At 32.4% G+C, this 20,189-nt stretch carries 20 protein-coding genes; 10 read left to right on the forward strand and 10 right to left on the reverse strand.

Translation table 11 applies throughout. The features are described from left to right. Window position 1 precedes the first annotated feature (1 nt). Window positions 2-1,213 (reverse strand): Pycsar system effector family protein, encoded by a 1,212-nt coding sequence (locus ACOSP6_RS04270; RefSeq protein ID WP_422094186.1) that lies wholly within the window; start codon window positions 1,211-1,213, stop codon window positions 2-4. A gap of 87 nt (window positions 1,214-1,300) precedes the next feature. Here ACOSP6_RS04270 and msrB point away from each other — a divergent pair, with 87 nt between their 5' ends. From msrB to ACOSP6_RS04285, 3 genes are read left to right on the forward strand one after another with little or no spacing between them, the layout of a single operon-like run. Further along, complete coding sequence (gene msrB, locus ACOSP6_RS04275) at window positions 1,301-1,750, forward strand: peptide-methionine (R)-S-oxide reductase MsrB (RefSeq protein ID WP_422094185.1); 450 nt, start codon at window positions 1,301-1,303, stop codon at window positions 1,748-1,750. After that, window positions 1,740-2,270, forward strand: coding sequence for a peptide-methionine (S)-S-oxide reductase MsrA (gene msrA, locus ACOSP6_RS04280; RefSeq protein ID WP_422094184.1), 531 nt, complete (start codon window positions 1,740-1,742; stop codon window positions 2,268-2,270). Before msrB ends, msrA begins: the two co-directional genes overlap by 11 nt. Further along, window positions 2,270-3,832: a protein adenylyltransferase SelO gene (locus ACOSP6_RS04285; RefSeq protein WP_422094183.1), complete on the forward strand. Its 1,563-nt coding sequence runs from the start codon at window positions 2,270-2,272 to the stop codon at window positions 3,830-3,832. The genes msrA and ACOSP6_RS04285 overlap by 1 nt, the downstream gene beginning before the upstream one ends. 4 nt (window positions 3,833-3,836) lie before the next feature. Here the strand turns inward: ACOSP6_RS04285 and ACOSP6_RS04290 are convergent, their stop codons facing one another. Then, window positions 3,837-6,956: an endonuclease gene (locus ACOSP6_RS04290; RefSeq protein WP_422094182.1), complete on the reverse strand. Its 3,120-nt coding sequence runs from the start codon at window positions 6,954-6,956 to the stop codon at window positions 3,837-3,839. Between the two features lie 188 nt (window positions 6,957-7,144). On the opposite strand from ACOSP6_RS04290, the gene ACOSP6_RS04295 reads away from it, so the two are divergent. From ACOSP6_RS04295 to ACOSP6_RS04325, 7 genes are all read left to right on the forward strand, one after another. Continuing rightward, window positions 7,145-7,924, forward strand: a complete 780-nt coding sequence (locus ACOSP6_RS04295) for an SDR family NAD(P)-dependent oxidoreductase (RefSeq protein WP_422094181.1) — start codon at window positions 7,145-7,147, stop codon at window positions 7,922-7,924. 5 nt (window positions 7,925-7,929) lie between these two features. After that, entirely contained in the window at window positions 7,930-8,832 is a 903-nt protein-coding gene (locus tag ACOSP6_RS04300) for a helix-turn-helix domain-containing protein (RefSeq protein ID WP_422094180.1), read from the forward strand. A 32-nt stretch (window positions 8,833-8,864) separates the two neighbouring features. Further along, window positions 8,865-12,512: a metallophosphoesterase gene (locus ACOSP6_RS04305; protein ID WP_422094179.1), complete on the forward strand. Its 3,648-nt coding sequence runs from the start codon at window positions 8,865-8,867 to the stop codon at window positions 12,510-12,512. Between the two features lie 2 nt (window positions 12,513-12,514). Then, window positions 12,515-12,883: a DUF423 domain-containing protein gene (locus ACOSP6_RS04310; RefSeq protein ID WP_422094178.1), complete on the forward strand. Its 369-nt coding sequence runs from the start codon at window positions 12,515-12,517 to the stop codon at window positions 12,881-12,883. Window positions 12,884-12,988: 105 nt separating this feature from the next. Further along, window positions 12,989-13,162, forward strand: a complete 174-nt coding sequence (locus ACOSP6_RS04315; protein ID WP_422094177.1) for a Lacal_2735 family protein — start codon at window positions 12,989-12,991, stop codon at window positions 13,160-13,162. Window position 13,163: 1 nt separating this feature from the next. After that, window positions 13,164-13,565, forward strand: a complete 402-nt coding sequence (locus ACOSP6_RS04320) for a DUF2452 domain-containing protein (RefSeq protein WP_422094176.1) — start codon at window positions 13,164-13,166, stop codon at window positions 13,563-13,565. A 19-nt stretch (window positions 13,566-13,584) separates the two neighbouring features. Further along, the gene (locus ACOSP6_RS04325) at window positions 13,585-14,829 is read left to right on the forward strand and encodes a protoporphyrinogen/coproporphyrinogen oxidase (protein ID WP_422094175.1); all 1,245 of its coding nucleotides are present in this window, start codon (window positions 13,585-13,587) and stop codon (window positions 14,827-14,829) included. Window positions 14,830-14,864: 35 nt separating this feature from the next. Here the strand turns inward: ACOSP6_RS04325 and ACOSP6_RS04330 are convergent, their stop codons facing one another. From ACOSP6_RS04330 to ACOSP6_RS04365, 8 genes are all read right to left on the reverse strand, one after another. Continuing rightward, window positions 14,865-15,329, reverse strand: coding sequence for a M43 family zinc metalloprotease (locus ACOSP6_RS04330; protein ID WP_422094174.1), 465 nt, complete (start codon window positions 15,327-15,329; stop codon window positions 14,865-14,867). Between the two features lie 2 nt (window positions 15,330-15,331). Further along, a complete protein-coding gene (locus tag ACOSP6_RS04335; protein WP_422094173.1) occupies window positions 15,332-15,823 on the reverse strand; it encodes a hypothetical protein in 492 nt (163 codons plus the stop codon). Between the two features lie 127 nt (window positions 15,824-15,950). Continuing rightward, the gene (locus ACOSP6_RS04340; protein ID WP_422094172.1) at window positions 15,951-16,799 is read right to left on the reverse strand and encodes a hypothetical protein; all 849 of its coding nucleotides are present in this window, start codon (window positions 16,797-16,799) and stop codon (window positions 15,951-15,953) included. Between the two features lie 60 nt (window positions 16,800-16,859). Further along, on the reverse strand, window positions 16,860-17,672 hold the full coding sequence (locus ACOSP6_RS04345; protein WP_422094171.1) for a TPM domain-containing protein: 813 nt from the start codon (window positions 17,670-17,672) through the stop codon (window positions 16,860-16,862). Further along, window positions 17,673-18,110 carry a TPM domain-containing protein gene (locus tag ACOSP6_RS04350; protein WP_422094170.1) on the reverse strand — a complete coding sequence of 146 codons (438 nt, stop codon included), beginning with the start codon at window positions 18,108-18,110 and terminating at the stop codon, window positions 17,673-17,675. Further along, window positions 18,111-18,719, reverse strand: a complete 609-nt coding sequence (locus ACOSP6_RS04355) for a LemA family protein (RefSeq protein ID WP_422094169.1) — start codon at window positions 18,717-18,719, stop codon at window positions 18,111-18,113. A 16-nt stretch (window positions 18,720-18,735) separates the two neighbouring features. Then, window positions 18,736-19,068, reverse strand: a complete 333-nt coding sequence (locus tag ACOSP6_RS04360) for a MerR family transcriptional regulator (RefSeq protein WP_422094168.1) — start codon at window positions 19,066-19,068, stop codon at window positions 18,736-18,738. A gap of 27 nt (window positions 19,069-19,095) precedes the next feature. Beyond that, window positions 19,096-20,064 carry a M23 family metallopeptidase gene (locus ACOSP6_RS04365; protein ID WP_422094167.1) on the reverse strand — a complete coding sequence of 323 codons (969 nt, stop codon included), beginning with the start codon at window positions 20,062-20,064 and terminating at the stop codon, window positions 19,096-19,098. Window positions 20,065-20,189 lie beyond the last annotated feature (125 nt).

Raw genomic sequence — 20,189 nt, forward strand, 5'->3', positions numbered from 1 at the left:
ATTAACTAACTGGAGTACTTCCGCTTTGCAAGTAAAAAGCAATTACGAAAGCAACAACGCTTACAATAATTCCTATCATAAAAACTGTATAAGTAGTTCTAAGTAGACTATATTTTCTATTTAGAACTAATCCTAGAAAATATAAATCCTTCGTAAGAGACCCGTATAAATAATCTCTATCTTTCATCATTTCATTCATTCCCCATTCGAACTCTTGTAAGTTCATTTTATGGAAATTACCAAAGAATAACAAGTTCACTTTTTTATTGATAATATCTTCTTGCGTAAACTTTCCTTGCGTTACATTGGGCCTTGTTGCTAATATTGATAGAATTATCGAAACCACTGTAAAAACAATAAAAATAATACTTGGAACTATCAAATAACTATTTGAAGGATTATCTAGTTTAGGAATTAACGTAGATAATGCCATTGAAATAATAATTGCATTAACCGATAATAAAATATTGGCTTTTGTATCTGCTATATCACTTAATGTAATATGATTTCTCAAAGCAACTCTAAACATCGTTTCTATCCCACGCTCGGGTAATTCTACCTTATCTTTTTTAAGTTGTAGTTCTTCTTTTTTTTGCGACAGCTTCTTGTTTTCTTGTTTTAATTTCTTTTCTGTTTTTAACAACTGAGCTAGATTTTTTGCTTTTTGTTTTTCCCACTTTCGTACTGCTATATCTGTATGATAACGATGTCCATGTGTTAAAAAATCAATATTCTTTTTAACCCAATCGAGCTCTTTTATTTTTTCTCCTGATAATAACTCTATTTCTTTTTGTAATAATTGAGAAAATTCAGTGTAATTTTTACTTCCTAAATGTGAACAATCAGCATCTCTAAGTAACTTTTCTAACTTTGTTGTAGGAGACACATCCATTTTTGTTGCCAATATTAGTTGGTCTACCTCTTCAATAAAACTGGCATCTACTTTTTCTTTGTGCAAAAATTCCGAAGCAATCCTTGAGCTTTCTACTTCATGTCCATCAACCATTAAAGTAAAACCAATATCATGAAACCACGCTGCTATTACTAAACGCTCCTTTTCCGTTTCTTCTAGTTTTGCTTCTTCAGCTAATTCCGAAGCTTTTTCAACAACACGAAGTGTATGAGACAATCCATGATAAACAATTCTTTTATCTAATTTTTCATTCAAAGTATCTACAACAAAACTTTCTGTTTTTTCTAGAAGAGTGCTCATAAATCAGTAATTTAGTTTAGTAAAAGTAACTAAACTTTAGCAATTTTTAATAACGTAAGGTTTCTTACAATTTCACGACAAAACAATATGCTTACTTGGAAAAATATTATCGACTTTACGGTGAATGGAAATCCTTCACCTGAAAAAAGAATTGAGAAAACAGATGAAGAGTGGAAAGCTCTCCTTTCTCCAGAACAGTTTATGATTACGAGATTAAAAGGAACCGAAAGACCTTTTAGCGGCGAACATTGCACGTCTTTTAGTGTAGGAAAATACAATTGTGTTTGTTGCGATACACCTTTGTTTGATTCCTCAATTAAATTTGACTCAAGTTCTGGATGGCCTAGTTTCACGCAACCCATCAAAGAAAATGCGGTCAAGTATTATAAAGACACTTCACACGGAATGATTCGTGTGGAAATTTTGTGTAATACCTGTGATGCACATTTGGGGCATGTTTTTCCTGACGGTCCTAAACCAAGTGGATTACGATATTGTGTAAACTCATTATCAATTGAACTAGAGAATGAAAACTAAAATAGCAACTGTAGGTGGCGGATGTTTCTGGTGTACTGAAGCCATATTTAATCAAATAAAAGGAGTTGAAAAAGTAGTTTCTGGTTATGCTGGAGGAAATGTTCCTGGATATCCTACATACAGAGAGGTATGTTCTGGTTTAACAGGTCATGCAGAAGTTATTCAAATTTCTTATAATCCTGAAGTTATTTCATATGAAGAGATTTTAATCATTTTTATGACTACTCATGATCCAACAACTTTAAACAGACAAGGCGCTGATGTTGGCACGCAATATCGTTCAGTAATTTACTATACTAACGGAGAAGAGAAATCTGTAATTGAAGAAGTTATCAAGCAAGTTCAACCTTACTTTGACAATCCGATTGTTACAGAAATTAGCGAGTTACCAACATTTTATCCTGCAGAAGATTATCATCAAAATTATTATAACAATAATAAGGAGCAAGGATATTGTAACTTTGTAATTACTCCTAAGCTTACCAAGCTTAGAAAATTATATGCAGACAAATTAAAATAATGAATTTTAAAATTTCAAATACATTTACCAAAGAGCTTCCTGCTGATATTGAGTTAGAGAATAAAAGAAGGCAAGTATATAATGCTTGCTTTTCTTATGTTACACCTAAGGAAACTTCCAATCCAAAATTAATTCATGTTTCTGATGAATTACTCGAAGAGATAGGAATTACCAAGGAAGATGTTCAAACAGATGCATTTGTTTCACTTTTTACAGGAAATAGTGTCCTTGATGGGACAAGTCCCTACGCTATGTGTTATGGCGGACATCAGTTTGGACATTGGGCTGGTCAATTAGGTGACGGAAGAGCTATTAATTTATTTGAAATTAATCATAACAATAAACATTGGGCTTTTCAAGTAAAAGGCGCTGGTGAAACTCCATATTCTAGAACAGCCGATGGTTTGGCCGTACTTCGTTCCTCTATTCGTGAACATTTGTGTAGTGAAGCAATGCATCATTTAGGAGTTCCTTCTACACGATCTTTATCCTTAAGTTTAACGGGAGACGAAGTATTGCGTGATATTATGTACAACGGAAATGCTGCTTATGAAAAAGGAGCTGTTGTGTGTAGAGTTGCGCCAAGTTTTATTCGTTTTGGAAATTTTGAAATTTTTGCTGCAAGAAAAGACCATGAAACTCTGAAAAAACTTGCTGATTATACCATCAAGCATTTTTATCCAGGAATTACTTCAAATGGAAAACAAAAGTATCTAGATTTCCTAACAGAAGTTAGAAATAGAACTATTGATATGATTGTGCATTGGCAACGTGTTGGTTTTGTTCATGGTGTAATGAATACCGATAACATGTCCATTTTAGGAGTAACTATTGATTACGGTCCTTACGGTTGGTTAGAAGGTTTTGATTACGAATGGACTCCAAACACCACTGACGCGCAGAATAAAAGATATCGTTTTGGTAATCAGCCTTACATTGGTATGTGGAATTTATACAAACTAGCCAATGCTTTGTATCCGTTAATTGAAGAAGTTGAACCACTACAAGCTGTTTTAAATGAATACGAAACTATTTATTTAGCTCAGTATGACGCTATGATGAAGCAAAAATTAGGTCTAGATATTAAGAATGAGTACGCTTCCTTAATTTCTGAATTAGAAAAAACATTACAGTTAATAGAAACTGATTATACAATTTTCTTTAGAAACTTAGCTTCAGTTCTACAAACTGATACTTCGTTGGAGGCTCTAGGTAAAGTAATGGATTCTTTTTACAATAAAGAAGAACTAAATTCCTCTGTAAAAGAAAAATGGCTTTGTTGGTTTGATAAATACCTTCAAACAATTCAAAAGCAAAATATCAACGATACAGAAAGAGCCACAAAAATGAATACTGTAAATCCGAAATATGTTTTACGAAATTACATGGCTCAATTAGCCATTGATGAAGCCGATAAAGATAACTATGATGTAATCGAAGAATTATACGAACTTTTAAAACAACCATATAATGAACAACCTACTTATGAAAAGTGGTTTACCAAACGTCCTGAATGGGCACGTCATAAAGTAGGTTGTTCTACGTTATCTTGTAGCTCTTAAATTATTACTTAAGAATTACTTTTTTTGTAATGCTTCCTGTGTTTGTATTCAATTGAATTAAATATAATCCTGTAGTTACCTTTGGAATTGAAATACTATTATTTCCGTTACCCGCAAAAGAAGTTGCAAATACTTTCTGCCCTGTGATGTTGAAAATAGTCATTTCTGATGCTTCTTGAATTCCTTTAAGATGAACAGTGTTGTTAGCATCAACAAACAAACTAACTGTATTTAAATTATTCTCATCTACATTTAAAACAGCTTGACTGGTATGTATGTAATAGCGACCAGCTCCATTTGCATTTTCAGTAAGTACTTTTTGATAATTGGTAGTTGCATCCAAAAGAGTAAACGTTCCTTCTACTCTATCTTCTAAATACATTTCATAACCATCAGGAAGGTTGGTAGCTTCAGCAGAAATCGTTATTTCCATATCCTTTGATGCATTAATTCCAAGAGGAATAATTTCGTCAAACGTATCATTTGAAAGTGATTGAATGGCTAATTTCTGTCCTTGGCTATTTTCAACTAATTCAGAGTAAATAATCAAATCAGTATTTGCTCCATCAAAAATAGTAGAATCCCAACCATTATCCCAACCAGTAGTTGCTCCCTGAACATACAAAATATCGGTTTCTTTATCAGAACTTCCACTAACACTTAACTTCAACTTTATACTAGAGTAATTTTGATTAGCACTTCTAGCAAAAGTATCATTGGTTTGGTGACTTTGCATTGACTCTGGAAATGTAAAATTACCTCCTGTCACATTTGATCTTACAAAGAATCCTTGACCCGGTGCGATGTAATATATTCCATCTAAAATTGCAGTAGCTTGATTTACCAAAGAATATTGACTAGCTGCTTGATTCCAAAACCAAATAGTTTCTTCCTCTAAAACTCCAGTGTTTAAGCTTAATAAATTATTTGCTACTGAAGGAGAAGTGTTATTTGCCGCTAGGTATGATGGAAACGGATTCCCTATCAAATTGAAACCATTTCCTCCTGCTCCTCCATCTGCTATAGCAATATTCACGTCGTTTAAAGGCATTGTTCCACTAAATGAAATATCATCTGCCGAAGTTAATTTTATTGAGCGTCCTTCTCCACTTGCCAAAGTTCCTGTGGTAGATGCATTAGCATAAATCCAACCCGGAGTTGAATTATTATAATCTCCAATACCAATATTTCCAGCTGTACCAGAAGCTAAGCTATGGTTACTAATAATATCTTCAATAGTTTCATTTGTTACCGCAGAAGAAACTAAATACCAATTTGTGGTACCTAAAGATCTATTATACGTCAAATCGAAACTTGTAGAATTTTGTGTAATTAAAGATGCTCCTGAATTCACAGTTACCGTTCCTGAAGTTGTAAGATTGGAACCAACTGTTAACGAAGCACCTGTTTCCAATGTAAAGTCGGCAACAGAAATACTTCCAGTTGCAGTAACTTGCTTTCCTGGTTCAATCTTAACATCAGTATTACTAGGAACAGATCCAAAACTCCAGTTTGATGCTGTATCCCAATTACTATCGGTATTACCCGTAAAAATATTAGTAGTTCCCGCTACATGAAATCCAATATTAGTAAAAGTATCAGAAGTAAAAGAATCCCATTCACTTGCTGTATACGTAGTATTAGGACTTGTAATTGTAGATTTTCGAACCAACGTTGTATTTGCTGCGAAATTAGTAGAACCTCCATCGAATGTTCCAATAATATCAATCAACACGTCATTTTTAAATAATCCAACAGGATCATTTCCATTGAATTGAACTTCAGAACCGTTTGAAGTTTGATTAGCTTTACTTGTAATATCCGTTGCAGCATCAACATGTGCAATTACATACACGTCTCCATTAGCTAAAGTTCCGGATAATGCTAAACCTGTTGACCATGCTCCTGCTCCATTTGTTTGTCTTTTAATTGAATACACGCTTAAATCTACTGAACCTCCCGTATAATTTGCTATTTCTACGGCTTTATTCAATGACGATCCTTCAATATATTCCGAGAACAATAATTCCGAAGTAAATCCAGTTTGAACAGCAGTCATAACCATTAACTGAGAACTAGAAGCTGAAGTATTACCTGCTGCATCGTATGCTTGAATAGTCAAATTATAAGATGTTGAACCTGTTAAGCCAGTTACATTATAACTAGTCGTATTTGAAGTTCCTACTTGAACATTATCTAACAAAATGTTATATCCAGTAACAGCCGTATTATCAGTTGAAGCATTCCAAGAAATAGTAAAAGAAGTTGCTGCTATATTCGAAGCAACCAGTCCTGTTGGTACAGACGGATCTTCTGTATCACTACTTCCACCTCCAAAAAGGTCTTCAGCTTGAGGACCTCCCCAAATTTCTGTAGCAAAAGCAGGATTATCTATAAATGGATTCCTATTTCCTTGAGCATACGTTCCAGCACTATCATGATACGTATTTCGTTGTTTTTCAAAATCAGAAACGGGATCTTCAGCATTCCAATCTAAGAATAAGTCAATCATATCATCTGGAGTTCCAGCGCTGCTTCCAACTCCTAAATATGTTGGTAAACACTGATTACCATATCGTAAATACATATACATTGCAATTCTAGCAACATCACCTTTCCATTCATCTCCAGGATACCAACCGCCAGTAACAGAACCAGCATTTCCAGTTCCATCGGCAAATAATTGATTACTTCTTGTAGAATTTGTTTGTACATCACAAGGCCTTAAATTATGAGCATCAGCATATGGAGGGCCGCTCGTTCCAGAAGCATCTAAATCAGGATTTGCTAAAGAGTTTGCAAAAACATGTTCCCTATTCCATTGGCCATTACTACCACCATTATTATTAATACCTCTTGTTCGAGAAGTTATTCCTGATGCACTATAACCATATATCAGTAATACTTCAGAACTATTTGAAGGATTGACATCTGTTATTTTTGAAGCATCCCAAATATTTGAATAAGAAAGACTGTTTGTGTGAGTATTTATAATCTTTGTTGCTAACTCATCTTTGAGGTCGGTTCCTGTCAAACTTAAATTTACATCATTATAATAAGCAGGAATTTGAGCAAAGGTTGCTATAGAAAACAACAACGCAGGCATAAGTATGAATCTCTTCATAGTGTGATTGGGGATTTAATTTACTACGCAAAAGTATTATTTTTATTCAATATTTATATAAAAATCTAATTATCAATATATAATAAAAGTATTTTAATAAGTAATTTGTATACTACATTCAGTAAAAAGTATACAATTCACTCGTATTTCAAACCTAATTTTGTAGTATATAACATAAAAATAAAAAAATGAAAAATGTTGCATTAATCACAGGAGCCAGTAGCGGATTAGGTAAAGAATTTGCTTTAATACATGCAGAGAAAGGCGGAGATTTGGTAATTGTTGCTAGAAGAGAAGAGAAACTAAATAAACTAAAAAATGAAATCGAATCTAAGTTTAATGCTCAAGTAAAAGTTATTGTAAAAGACTTAACAAATAATAATGCTCCAACCGAAATTTACAAGGAAATAAAAGATGATGAAATTGAAATACATTATTTAATAAATAATGCAGGTTTTGGAGGTGTAGGTAAATTTCATGAACGTGAATGGCAACAAGATTTAGATATGATTAATTTAAACATCATTGCATTAACAGCCTTAACAAGATTATTTCTTCCAGATTTTGTAAAAAGAAATAGTGGAAAGATTTTAAACGTTTCATCTACTGCAAGTTTGTTACCTGGACCTCTGCAAGCTGTATATTATGCTACAAAAGCTTATGTAACCTCTTTTAGTAATGCCATTAATGAAGAGTTACATGATACAAACGTTACTGTTACCAACTTGATGCCTGGAGCAACTGCAACCGAATTCGGAGCAACTTCTGGAATGGATAAAACGGAGTTATTTAATAAAACAGCTAGCGCCAAATCTGTTGCAGAAGATGGCTACAACGGAATGATTAATGGTAAATTAGATGTTATTTCTGGATTAACTTTTTCGCAATCGCTAATGATGAAAATGGTTCCTTTTACACCTAAAAAGATGCTTCTAAAACAAGTTCGTACATTACAACAAACTAAATAAGCTTTATGATTGTTCATATAAATTCCATAGAAGAATTGCACGAAGCTCTAGGACTCGCTGCTCCTAAACACCCTTTAATATCTGTAATTAAAGAAACAGATATTCATAATGCAGATATTGAGGAAAATAAATGCACCATGAATATGTATATGATTTCTTTAAAAGATGGGGTATCTTGTTCATTAAATTATGGTAGAAATTCATATGATTTTTCTAAAGGAACTATGGTTTTCACAAAACCAAATCAAGTAATATCTTCAGACAATGAAAAAATTATAGCTAAAGATTCTGAAGGTTGGTTGCTTTTTTTTCATCCAGATTTAATTCGAAAGTCAGCTTTAAGTAAAAACATAGACCTTTATTCATTCTTTGATTACGAAGTTCATGAAGCGCTGCATCTCTCTGATGAAGAACAAAAAATTGTATCAGATATTATTTTAAAGATAAAAAGAGAATACAATCAGAATATTGATAAGCATAGCCAAAAGCTCATCATTTCAAATATTGAGCTTTTATTAGATTATTGCAATCGTTACTATGACCGTCAATTTTATGTTCGCACTAACTTAAACCAAGATTATATTACAGAGTTTGAAAAACTATTAAAGAGTTACTTTTCATCAGAAAAGCCACAAGAAATAGGGATTCCTTCGGTTAAGTATTGTGGAGAACAACTTAATATGTCCCCGAATTATTTAAGTGATGTATTAAAAAAAGAAACAGGTAAAAGTGCTAAAGATCATATCATTACTTTTGTTGTAAACAAAGCTAAAAACCAACTTTTAGGAAGTACAAAATCTGTTAGTGAGATTGCTTATAATTTAGGCTTTGAATATCCACAACACTTCAGTAAAGTTTTTAAAAGAAAAACAGGTATGACTCCCGCCAAATTTAGGACTCTGAACTAATTTGTATATTTGTTTTACCGCAACTAAACAAGATGAAAAAACTTTACTCAGTTTTTATTGTACTTCTATCATTTTATGGATGTGCAACTTACAAAGCGCAATATGCTTCAAAACAATATTCTCATCAAACTACGACAAAAAAACCCGTACATTCTTTTTATTTAATTGGCGATGCTGGTAATGCTAAGATGAACGAATCTGTAGTTTCTTTAGAATACTTTCAAAAAGAAATTGACAAGGCCGATAAAAACAGTACAACACTTTTCTTAGGTGATAATGTATATCCTTATGGAATATATCCTAAAAAACATAAAGACTATAAACTAGTTAAACATCGATTAAAGATCCAAACTGACGCTGTAAAAAACAATTCAGGAAGAACAATTTTTATTCCTGGAAATCACGATTGGTACAACGGAGTTGATGGACTCAAAAGACAGGAAAAACTAGTTGAAAAGGCTCTAGGTAAAAATACTTTTTTACCTGAAAATGGTTGCGGTATTGACAAAGTTGATATTAACGAAAACTTGACTTTAATTACTGTTGATAGTGAATGGTACATCATGAATTGGGATAATGAACCAAAAATCAATGATAATTGTGATATTAAAACCAGAGAACGTTTTATCGAAGAGTTATGGAGTTTATTCAAAAAGAATCGTTACAAGAATGTTGTTGTTGCTCTACACCATCCATTATATTCGAATGGGCCTCACGGTGGAAGCTTTTCAGTAAAAGATCATATGAAACCTATTCCGGTTTTAGGAACTTTTAAAAACATGTTACGTTCTCACGCAGGAATCCAAACCGACAATTTCCATCAACGTTATCAAGATTTTGTTCGTCAAATAGAAACAATTGCTGAAGACTTTAAGAATAATATCGTTTTTGTAAGTGGACATGAGCATAACTTACAATACATTGAAAACAATGGATTCAAACAAATAGTAAGTGGAGCTGGTTCTAAGCAATCACCTGCATTGGTAGGATATGGAGCAGAATTTACTTATGGAAACTACGGATATTCAAAATTAAACTTCTACGAAGATGGTTCTGCAATTGTAGAATATTACTCAGCAAATAAAAAAGATGAAAATAAATTATTATTCAGTAAGCAAATTATTGATCCAGTAATTCGTAAAACAAATTTTGATTTTTCTGAATTTGAACTACATAAAAAAGAAGTAACCACTTCTCTTTACAATAAAGAAGATGTAACAAAAAGTGGATTTCATAAATTTATGTGGGGAGATTTAAATCGTGAAAAATATGGAAAAGAAATAACAGTTCCTGTTTTAGAATTAGATAACGTTTTTGGCGGCTTAAAACCAATTCGTAGAGGAGGAGGAAATCAAACCAATTCATTACGTCTCGAAAATCCTGATGGAAAACAATATGTACTTCGTTCTATGTATAAAGACGGAAGTAGAATTATGGGAGGAGTTTTAAAAGGAACTTTTTTAGTTGATGTTGTTCAAGATATTTTCACCATGTCACATCCATATGGTGCATTTGTTATTCCAGATATGGCTGAAGCTGTGGGAATTTATCATACAAATCCGAAATTATACTATATGCCAAAGCAACCTGCTTTAGGAATGTATAATGATGTTTTTGGTGGTGGAATGTATTTGCTAGAAGAACGTCCGGCTGGAAACAGAGAAGATGTGGCAACCTTCGGAAACTCTAAAAAAATAATTAGTACTTACGATGTTTTAGAGAAAATCAGAAAAAACGGAAAGCATTCTGTCGATCAAAACTTTACTGTTCGTTCTCGATTATTTGATATGGTTATTGGAGATTGGGATCGTCATGAAGATCAATGGCGTTTTGCTAGATTTGAAACTGAAGATGGTAAAAAATACTACAGACCAATCCCTAGAGATAGAGACCAACCCTTCTCTAAATTTGATGGAATTTTAATTCCATTATTAAAATTAAATACTCCGCTTATCAAGAATATGCAATCAATGGATTTTGACATTACTGATATGAAATGGTATAATAATTATCCGCGTTTCTTTGATGGAGAATTCCTAAATCAACTTACGTTGAAAGAATGGCTTACAGAAGCTGAATATATTCAAAACAAACTTACAGACGAAGTTATTGAAAATGCCATCAAACAATTTCCAAAAAGCATTTACGATATTGATGGTGATGAGTTGATTGCTAAAATTAAATCAAGAAGAGATAAACTAAAAGAATTTGCTTTTAAATACTATAAAAAACAGGCTAAAAAAGTTCAAGTTGTTGGTACAGATAAAGACGATAAATTCATTATAAAGAGATTAAACGATAATGAAACTAGTATTGAAATCTTTAGAAAAGAAGATAAAATTTATAGCCGAATTTTCTTGACTAATGAAACTGATGAAGTTCAATTATACGGTTTAAATGGTGATGATGAGTTTTACATTTCTGGTGATGTTGATGATAGTATTTTAATTCGTTTAATCGGTGGACATAATCATGATGTTTATGAAGATACATCGCATGTTTCTGGTTGGAGTAAAAAAACCAAAGTTTACGATTATCTATCAAAGAAAAACACCGTAAAAGGAGGGAAAGAATTAGCTGATTTAAGAGAAGATAATTACTTTAAAAACACATACAACCACAGAGACATTGAAAATAACACAACGCTAATTTTCCCAAGTTTAGGATTTAACCCTGATGATGGTTTGTTCTTTGTAGTAAACGCTACTCATACTCGTTACGGATTTAAGAAAAGACCTTTTGATAATCGCCATAATTTAACAGCTAACTATTATTCAGGAACCAACGGTTTTGATATTAGCTATACTGGTGAGTTCGCAGAATTTATTGGTAATTGGATGCTAGAATTAAAAGGTAGAGCGACTAGTAGTAATTATGCTTTCAACTTTTTTGGATTTGGAAATCAAACTGAATTTCCTGATTCTAGAGATCTAGATTTTTACCGTGTAAAAAGAGAAGAATTCACTTTCTTACCATCTTTAGTTAGACAATATAATTGGGGAAGTACTTTAAAACTTACCGGAACTTTTGAAGCTATTAAAGTTGAAAATACTCCGGGAAGAAATATTACAAACTTTACAAATGGAGTAACCGACATTTTTGATCGAAACTACTTTGTGGGTGGAGAATTAAATTTCAATCATACAAGAACTGATAATAACAGTTTCCCGACAAAAGGAATGAATTTCGATTTCATCATGGGAGCAAAAATGAATGCTGAAAATACAGATCGTAACTTTGGTTATATTAGAACTTCATTAGCAATTTATCAAAATTTAGTTTCTAATAGAAGTTTGGTTTTCGCTTCGGAAGTAGGAACTCACTTAAACTTCAGAAATAGATTTGAAATTTATCATGCAGCAACACTTGGTGGTAATAGAAATTTAAGAGGATATAATCGTCAGCGATTTACAGGAAGTGAAAGTTTTTATCATTCAAACGATTTACGTTTACGTTTAGGTGATATTAAAGCTTTTATTCCTATGAAAATAGGAGTTACGGGAGGTTTCGATTACGGAAAAGTATGGAGTCCTTTCGCTCCAACAGACTCTGAATCTTGGAATTCAAGTTATGGAGGATCTTTATGGTTAAGCGGATTAGATATGTTTACCATAAATTTAGCAATGTTTAATGGAAATGACGGAGGTAGATTTACCTTCAGCGTAGGATTCAACTTTTAATAATGACTCAACAAATTGTATTAGCCACAGCTTCTATTTTTGGAGCTTTATCAATTATTTTAGGTGCTTTTGGAGCACATGCCTTGAAGAAAAAATTAACTTCAGAACAATTAACCAGTTTTGAAACCGGCGTAAAATATCAAATGTATCACGCTATTATTTTATTATTAGTTGGATTTAATTTCCAATCAAACCTAGGTAATGCTTCACTGTTTTTTATCATCGGAACTATTTTATTTTCGTTCAGTATTTACGGTTTAGTTTTATCAGATGCATTCGGCAAAAAAATGAAAATCCTTGGTCCAATTACTCCAATTGGTGGTTTGTGCTTATTAATTGGTTGGATTTTATTACTAGTCAATTTCTTGTAAAAAATAGTTTTACTTAAGGAGAAGAACCTGTTATTTATATTTTTGTTTAACTTTAATTAAAATATATTAAACATTTTGTATCTTTGTGACTCAAAAAGTCATATTATGTTTGGTTTATTCAAAAAGAAATCCGAAAAGGAAAAACTTCAGAAATTATACGCTAAATTATTGGCAGAAGCGCATAAATTATCTACCTCAAACAGAAAATTGAGTGATGAAAAGGTTTATGAAGCTGAGCAAGTAATGAAACAAATTGAAGCTTTAGAAAAACAATCTTAACATGACTGAGAAAAAAAAGCCAGATTCGGTTGTATATAATACAGAAACTGAAAAATATGATGCCGCATTAAAACCCTACGCAACTTCTGTTGGAGCTCCCGTAATTACACCTAATGACACCACTGCTTGGAAAAACAGAAGCATTAATAAGGTAAATCATAAGATAAAAACAAAATACCTCGAACTTAAAGCTGAATACGAAAGAATGATGCAAGAGTTCGAATACAACAACTTAATTCTAAACGCTAACTTTTCTTTCGAACCCATAATAGGTGAAACATATCATTTATATTTAAATAAGAAAGAAGAGCATTTTTTGTCTTTAATTGCCCCTGAACATTGTAATTTTAATTATGTCGGTAGCTTTATTTTAAATGCTGATCAAATCTGGGAAAAAGTGTAGTCTAACTTAATTTTATTGAATGACTTCGAAAAAACATCAAAACATTTATATTATTGGAGCAGGGATTAGCGGACTAATAGCTGCTCTTGAATTAGAAAAAAATGGTTATCATCCAACTATTATAGAAGCTTCGGATTCTGTTGGAGGTAGAGTAAAAACTGATGTTTATGAAGGTTTTCAATTAGATCATGGATTTCAAGTATTATTAACTTCTTATCCTGCTGCACAAAAGTATTTGAACTATGAAGAATTAGAACTTCAAAAATTTCTTCCTGGTGCTGTAATTTTCGAAAATAAGTCTTCTTCTATTCTTGGAGATGGTTTAAGAAGTTTCAATTTGCTTTTTTCAACATTAACAACAAACAAAGTTACTTTTGGGGATAAGTTTAAAATACTTAGGCTAAATCGTATTCTGAAAAACAAAACGCTTGACGATATTTTTTCTGAAGAAGAAACCACCACTTTAGAGTATTTGAAAAACTTTGGGTTTTCACAAAAGGCTATCCACAACTTTTTTACTCCTTTTTTCAGTGGTATTTTTTTAGAAACTACTTTAAGTACTTCGAGTAGAATGTTCGAATTTGTTTATAAAATGTTCGGAACAGGTTATGCTGCATTACCAAAAGCAGGAATTGGTGCTATCCCGAATCAGTTAAAAAACAAATTAAAATCTACAACTTTCTTATATAATACAAAAGTAGCTTCAGTTGAAAAAGATTCAATTAAATTATCTAATGGTGATGTTTTAGAGAGTAACATGACAATTATTGCTACAGATTCTTCAAATTTGTTATCAAATAGAAAATCAACAAAACAAGAATGGAAATCATGCCAAACGTTATATTTTGAAACACTAAAAAGAACCATTGGCAAACCAATTATTGGATTACTCGCTAATGAGTTTTCACTAATTAATAACATCTTTTTTACCACTTCAATAGCGAACAATAATTCATCAAAAAAAGAGCTTTTATCTGTTACTATTGTAAGAGATCATAACTTACATGAAACTCTATTAGTGAAAGAAGTTATTAAAGAACTCAGGGAAATTTGTGGAATTGAAGTCTCGAAGTTTGTGAAGATGTTTGACATTCCCAAAGCGCTTCCAAAATTAGAATCTTTAAAATACGCTCCAACTAGAGAAACAATTGAAGTTAATGAGTCAATTATTTTAGCGGGAGATCAATTATGTAATGGTTCTTTAAACGCTGCGATGCTTTCTGGTGAATTAGCCGCAAAAACAGTACTTGAAAAACTTCAATAATAAGCGTATTACCAAAACTTTTCAAGCCTGCATTTTTAAATCCATCCTGACAATCTTTTGTATTTGATTTTTCCGGTTACCGACATTAGTCTTCTTCTGGTCATCGCAGCTGTACGCTCTTGGCAATCGTTTATAAAAACAATTTTACCCTCACGCTCATAATCCATCAAATTAATTCTTCCATTTTTTTCTGTAGCACCTTTCTTCTTTTTATAGTTGGCTGTACACAATCCACCTCTTTCAAAAGTATGATGTAAACCTAATACATGACCTATCTCATGTGATAAAGTAGAAATACTACAATCTTTATCTAAATAAATAGCATGTTTTTTCCAGCCTGGATATAATGGGAAAAATGCTTTACCGCATAAGTCTTTTCCATCAACTTTCCATTCACCAGCAACTAAAAAATTTAAACTTCCATATCTCAAAAATTTGGCCTTGTTATCGAATTTGCTATTCATTAAAGCACTATAATCTTTACCTGACTTAAAATCCATTATTAAAAATCATTACCGTTTTTTACTCTTGAAAAACTGTACTTGATTTTCATTCTTGGTTTCATTGCAAAAAGTTTTTCTGCCACCTTTACTCTTTTTTCTATCCAAGTTGTAACTTCATTATCTGTAAAAGGCACTTCATCATGGCAAATAAAGAAATGACAGTTCAATTTAAAATCAGCTGTTTTTGTAATTCTTTTGGCAGTGTTTTTAACCACTCTGCTTGTAGTTCTAGCGGCATTTTTAACCACTCCTCCTGCCTTTTTAGCGCCGTTCTTAACTTTTCTTGCTGAAGTTGTTGCAACCTTTTTTACCGCACTACCAACTTTCTTTGCTGTAGTTGCTGGTTTTGTAACCGTATTTTTAATCGCATTACCAACCTTCTTTACGGTAGTTACAGGTTTCTTTGCTGTTTTCTTAACAACACTACCTACTTTTTTAGCGCCGTTTTTTACCTTTCTTCCGAAATTTCTAAATTTTCTTCTTAAACTCATAATGACTATTATTTGGTTAGACTCTATAAAACTAACCTTAGTCTTACTCTTAAAGCATAGGAATGAAACCTAAAAATATGCAGTTAGAATACTGAATATAAATTGACAAAAAACGAAGCTAAAGCGATTATTTCACTAGTTGGATACTATATAAATTCCCTCCAGATGAATGGGATCTTTCATCCGAAAAGTAAAGGGTGTTATTATCCATAAAGTCGATAGCCTCTTTTTGGGAAGAAAATCCTAAATCCATTCTAGTTAACTTTCCACTAAAGAAATTATCCGCTTTAAAATTGGTAAATAATAAAATTTGATTCGAAGTGAGTAGTGCAACCTTTGAGTTATCATCTGAAATTGCTGCACCGGTTATCCAACAATCTCGATTTGAACAATTATCAAACTTTCCAATTAATTCTGCTTGATATTTTCCTGCTTTGGTCGGTAATCTGTATAAACTTGTTTTTCCATAATTGTTTTTTACTCTACTCTTTGTAAAAATGTATAAATGATTTTTAAAGTAAAGAATACTCTCGGCATCAAAATGTCTATCTCCCTTTTTTGGTGGAAATTTATATTGTTCAGGATATTCGAATTCGATTTTTTCAACTTCAACAGATTTCTGATTAACTAAATCTTCCGCTTTAATTTTTAAAATAGTTAAGTCTTTTCTTGTACTATTATTATTTCCAAAATCAGCTAAATAAATATTCCCTTCCTCGTCTGATGTAATATCTTCCCAATCAGTATTTTTTGCTTTAATGCTTAAAGTCTTAACTATTTTTCCGTAAGTACTAACTAAATACAATTCGTTTTTATTTCCTCCATCATTATGCATCCAGAAATTAGAATCGTTAGCTTTTATAAGACCAGAAACTTCTTTCAGTTTTTTAGGAAGTTTAGCAACATACGTCACTTGACTGTAGTCCGTACATCCATAAAGAACTAATAACAAAAAGAAAACCTGTATTATTTTCATAGTATTAAAGATAAAAAAAGCTCCTAGAATCAGGAGCTCAAATATTTTTATAATTGAAGTTTACCAACTACCGCCAGCACCACCACCACTAAAGCCTCCTCCACCGAAGCCGCCACCAAATCCGCCTCCTCCGAAGCCTCCTGAACTCCCTCCAAAACCGCCGCTTCCAAAGCCTCCGCTTCTTCGATAACCACCTCTTCCAGCATTACTTAAAATAATGGTTTCTAATATATCTCGAGAATCAGAATCAGTATAATTTCGTCTACCTCCTTTACCTCTGCCTCCTCTAGAAATTAAAATAAAAAAGACGATAAGAATGATAATAAACACTACGAAAGCAAAATTGCCCCCCTTTCTATTTTTAGATTGTTTCCTGGTTCCCTTATACTCTCCTTGAAGAACTTTAAAAATGGCATCTGTTCCTTTATCTAATCCGCTATAATAATCTCCTTTTTTAAATTCAGGTATTATAACATTTCTTATTAACTGACCATTTATTCCTGCTGTTAGTTTATGTTCAACACCATATCCAGGAGAAATCCATATCTTTCTATCATCTTTTGCAAGTAAAATAAATACACCATTATCTTTATCTTGCTGTCCTATTCCCCATTTATGAGCCCATCTCGGAGTTAAAACACCTATACTTTCATTATTGGTAGAACTAATAACTGCTACAACTATTTGGGTTGATGTTGTATCAGAGTATTTCACCAACTTATTCTCTAATCGAGATTTTTGGGACTCAGATAACAATCCAATATAATCGTAAACACTAGTTTGGAAATCAGGTTTTTTTGGAACATCAAACTGAGATAATGCAATTTGAATCCCGATAAAAAAAATTAGTAAAGTATTTAGCTTCTTATTCATCTATCCTTTTGAAACTTCATTTGGTAATTCATCTTCATCTTCAGTAGTCCAAGGAAAATGTGCTTTCAATTCTTCTCCTGCCTGCAAAATCCCTTCAACTATTCCTTGTTTAAATTTTCCTTCTTTAAAAAAACTTTGCATGACATTTTTTGTACTTTCCCAGAAATCAGATGGAACAACTTCGTTGATACCTTTATCTCCATAGATAACAAACTGGTGATCGTCAACAGCAATATAAATTAATACTGCATTTTGTTGTTCTGTTTTATGCATTTCCAGCTCTTGGAAAACTTCTAAAGTCCGATCATAATGCGAAAGTTCTGTAGTCCTTTCAATATGCACTCGTATTTCTCCTGAAGTATTTCGCTCTGCTGTTCTTATGGCTTTAACAACTTCCTGCTCTTCTTCTAATGAAAGAAAGTTTTCTACGCTAGACATTTACTTTTTGTTTCCAAAATCAAAATTAATATCTGGAGCATTCTCTTTACCCGGGTCAGCTTTGAAATATGGCTTATCCTCGAAACCAAACCAGCTAGCAAAAAAATTGTTAGGGAATTTTTTCACATGGTTGTTGTATGGTTTTACAGCTTCATTAAATCTTGTTCTTGCAGTTAAAATTTGATTTTCTGTACTTGCAAGTTCATCTTGAAGTTTTAAAAAGTTTTGGTTTGCCTTCAAATCAGGATATCTCTCCACGGAAACCAATAATTTAGAAAGTGCTCCTGTTAATCCTGTTTGAGCCTGCTGAAACTGTGCTATGTTCTCAGGAGTAATATTGCTTGCATCAATTGTGGTTTGTGTGGCTTTTGCTCTTGCATTAATAACATCTGTTAGAGTACTCTTTTCAAAATCCGCAGCTCCTTGAACAGTTTTAACAAGGTTTCCAATTAAATCACCTCTTCTTTGATAAGCCGTTTGAACATTACCCCAAGACTCTTCTATATTTTCATTTAATTTAATTGTTGAATTGTAAAATCCTTTTCCTGTGCTATAAGCATATAATAATATCGCACCAATTATTAGTACAGGCACTAACCATTTTTTCATAATTTCTCTCTTTTAGTTATTCTAATTGATTTTTTATTTTAATTAATTCGGCTTTCACCGCTTCTAATCTAGTAATTATTTCCTGATTGTCCACAACCTTTTCAGGGTTTTGCTTTAGTTTTTGCTTCGCTCCGTCTAAGGTAAAACCTCTTTCTTTAACTAAATTATAGATTAGTTTAAAGTTTTCAATGTCTTGTTGTGTAAATAGTCGATTTCCTTTAGCGTTTTTCTTAGGCTTAATAATATCAAATTCTCCTTCCCAAAAACGAATTAAAGATGCATTCACGTTAAAGGCTTTAGCCACCTCTCCTATTCTGTAGTATCTTTTTTCAGGTAATTCAACGTGCATTCAAAGTTTTTATTTGCAAGTTACAAATTAATCAAAAGATTGACGTTGCTCTTGTGATGCTTTTTGCATTGCAATAAACTCCTCAGGTGATAAGTCTCCGTAATAATAGTAAATCGGATTTACAGGTCTTCCGTTTCTATGAACCTCATAATGTAAATGTGGAGCCGCTGAACGACCCGTATTACCAACATAACCAATTAGATCACCACGTTTTACTTTTTGACCTCTTTTCGCTACAATTTTACTCATATGAGCATATATAGTTTTGTAACCATAACCATGCTCAATATAAACAACTTTTCCAAAGGTAGCACTTCTATTTGCACGTGTTACTTGACCGTTTCCTGAAGCATATATAGGTGTTCCTGTTGGTGCAGTAAAGTCCATACCATTGTGCATACGCCATGATTTCAAAATTGGATGCAAACGCATTCCATACCCTGAAGCCATTCTTGTCTCATCCTCATTTTTAATTGGTTTGATGGCAGGAATGGAAGATAACATCTTCTCTTTCTTCTTCGCTAACTCAACAATTTCATCTAACGATTTTGATTGTACCACAACTTGTTTCGATAAAACATCTAAGTCTTTAGTTAAGTTGATAATCATATCACTATTATCAAAACCTTCTAAATTTTTATACCTATTCACTCCTCCGAAACCAGCTTTTCGCTGTTCATCCGGAATTGGATTGGCTTCAAAATAAGTACGATAAATATAGTTATCTCGTTCTTGTAAATCTTCGACAACACTTGTTAACTCAGTAATTCGTTTACCTAACAGCTGAATATGTAAGTTTGAATTTTCAAGCTCTCTCCTTTGAGCCTTTTCCTTTGGTGACTCAAAAAACTGACTAAGTACAACAAACCCCAATATCATAAACAAACCAGCCGCCAGTAAAAAAATAATACTGTTCTTAAATTTGTCCCTTTTTCTTACCTCAATTTGCTGATAAGATAATGTCTCTGGGTCATAATAATATTTTACTTTTGCCATACGACCAAATGTAGTATTTTTGTGTCCTTTAGTAAAGAACGACTTATAGGTTAGACTTACAAATTTATGAAATGTTTCAATATATAAGCATTCTTTACTCTCAATTAGAAATATTTTAACTAAAA

The sequence above is a fragment of the Tenacibaculum sp. MEBiC06402 genome (assembly GCF_049239625.1).
In the GTDB taxonomy this organism is placed as follows: Bacteria; Bacteroidota; Bacteroidia; order Flavobacteriales; family Flavobacteriaceae; genus Polaribacter.

Bases quoted from the DNA above. Each gene is read 5' to 3' on its own strand.
- ACOSP6_RS04355 (WP_422094169.1), bottom strand. From the start codon at position 18,719: ATGAAAAAATGGTTAGTGCCTGTACTAATAATTGGTGCGATATTATTA.
- ACOSP6_RS04270 (WP_422094186.1), bottom strand. From the start codon at position 1,213: ATGAGCACTCTTCTAGAAAAAACAGAAAGTTTTGTTGTAGATACTTTG.
- ACOSP6_RS04310 (WP_422094178.1), top strand. From the start codon at position 12,515: ATGACTCAACAAATTGTATTAGCCACAGCTTCTATTTTTGGAGCTTTA.
- ACOSP6_RS04335 (WP_422094173.1), bottom strand. From the start codon at position 15,823: ATGAGTTTAAGAAGAAAATTTAGAAATTTCGGAAGAAAGGTAAAAAAC.
- ACOSP6_RS04345 (WP_422094171.1), bottom strand. From the start codon at position 17,672: ATGAATAAGAAGCTAAATACTTTACTAATTTTTTTTATCGGGATTCAA.
- ACOSP6_RS04285 (WP_422094183.1), top strand. From the start codon at position 2,270: ATGAATTTTAAAATTTCAAATACATTTACCAAAGAGCTTCCTGCTGAT.
- ACOSP6_RS04290 (WP_422094182.1), bottom strand. From the start codon at position 6,956: ATGAAGAGATTCATACTTATGCCTGCGTTGTTGTTTTCTATAGCAACC.
- ACOSP6_RS04325 (WP_422094175.1), top strand. From the start codon at position 13,585: ATGACTTCGAAAAAACATCAAAACATTTATATTATTGGAGCAGGGATT.
- ACOSP6_RS04320 (WP_422094176.1), top strand. From the start codon at position 13,164: ATGACTGAGAAAAAAAAGCCAGATTCGGTTGTATATAATACAGAAACT.
- ACOSP6_RS04340 (WP_422094172.1), bottom strand. From the start codon at position 16,799: ATGAAAATAATACAGGTTTTCTTTTTGTTATTAGTTCTTTATGGATGT.
- ACOSP6_RS04305 (WP_422094179.1), top strand. From the start codon at position 8,865: ATGAAAAAACTTTACTCAGTTTTTATTGTACTTCTATCATTTTATGGA.
- ACOSP6_RS04300 (WP_422094180.1), top strand. From the start codon at position 7,930: ATGATTGTTCATATAAATTCCATAGAAGAATTGCACGAAGCTCTAGGA.
- ACOSP6_RS04350 (WP_422094170.1), bottom strand. From the start codon at position 18,110: ATGTCTAGCGTAGAAAACTTTCTTTCATTAGAAGAAGAGCAGGAAGTT.
- ACOSP6_RS04330 (WP_422094174.1), bottom strand. From the start codon at position 15,329: ATGGATTTTAAGTCAGGTAAAGATTATAGTGCTTTAATGAATAGCAAA.
- msrB (WP_422094185.1), top strand. From the start codon at position 1,301: ATGCTTACTTGGAAAAATATTATCGACTTTACGGTGAATGGAAATCCT.
- ACOSP6_RS04365 (WP_422094167.1), bottom strand. From the start codon at position 20,064: ATGGCAAAAGTAAAATATTATTATGACCCAGAGACATTATCTTATCAG.
- msrA (WP_422094184.1), top strand. From the start codon at position 1,740: ATGAAAACTAAAATAGCAACTGTAGGTGGCGGATGTTTCTGGTGTACT.
- ACOSP6_RS04295 (WP_422094181.1), top strand. From the start codon at position 7,145: ATGAAAAATGTTGCATTAATCACAGGAGCCAGTAGCGGATTAGGTAAA.
- ACOSP6_RS04315 (WP_422094177.1), top strand. From the start codon at position 12,989: ATGTTTGGTTTATTCAAAAAGAAATCCGAAAAGGAAAAACTTCAGAAA.
- ACOSP6_RS04360 (WP_422094168.1), bottom strand. From the start codon at position 19,068: ATGCACGTTGAATTACCTGAAAAAAGATACTACAGAATAGGAGAGGTG.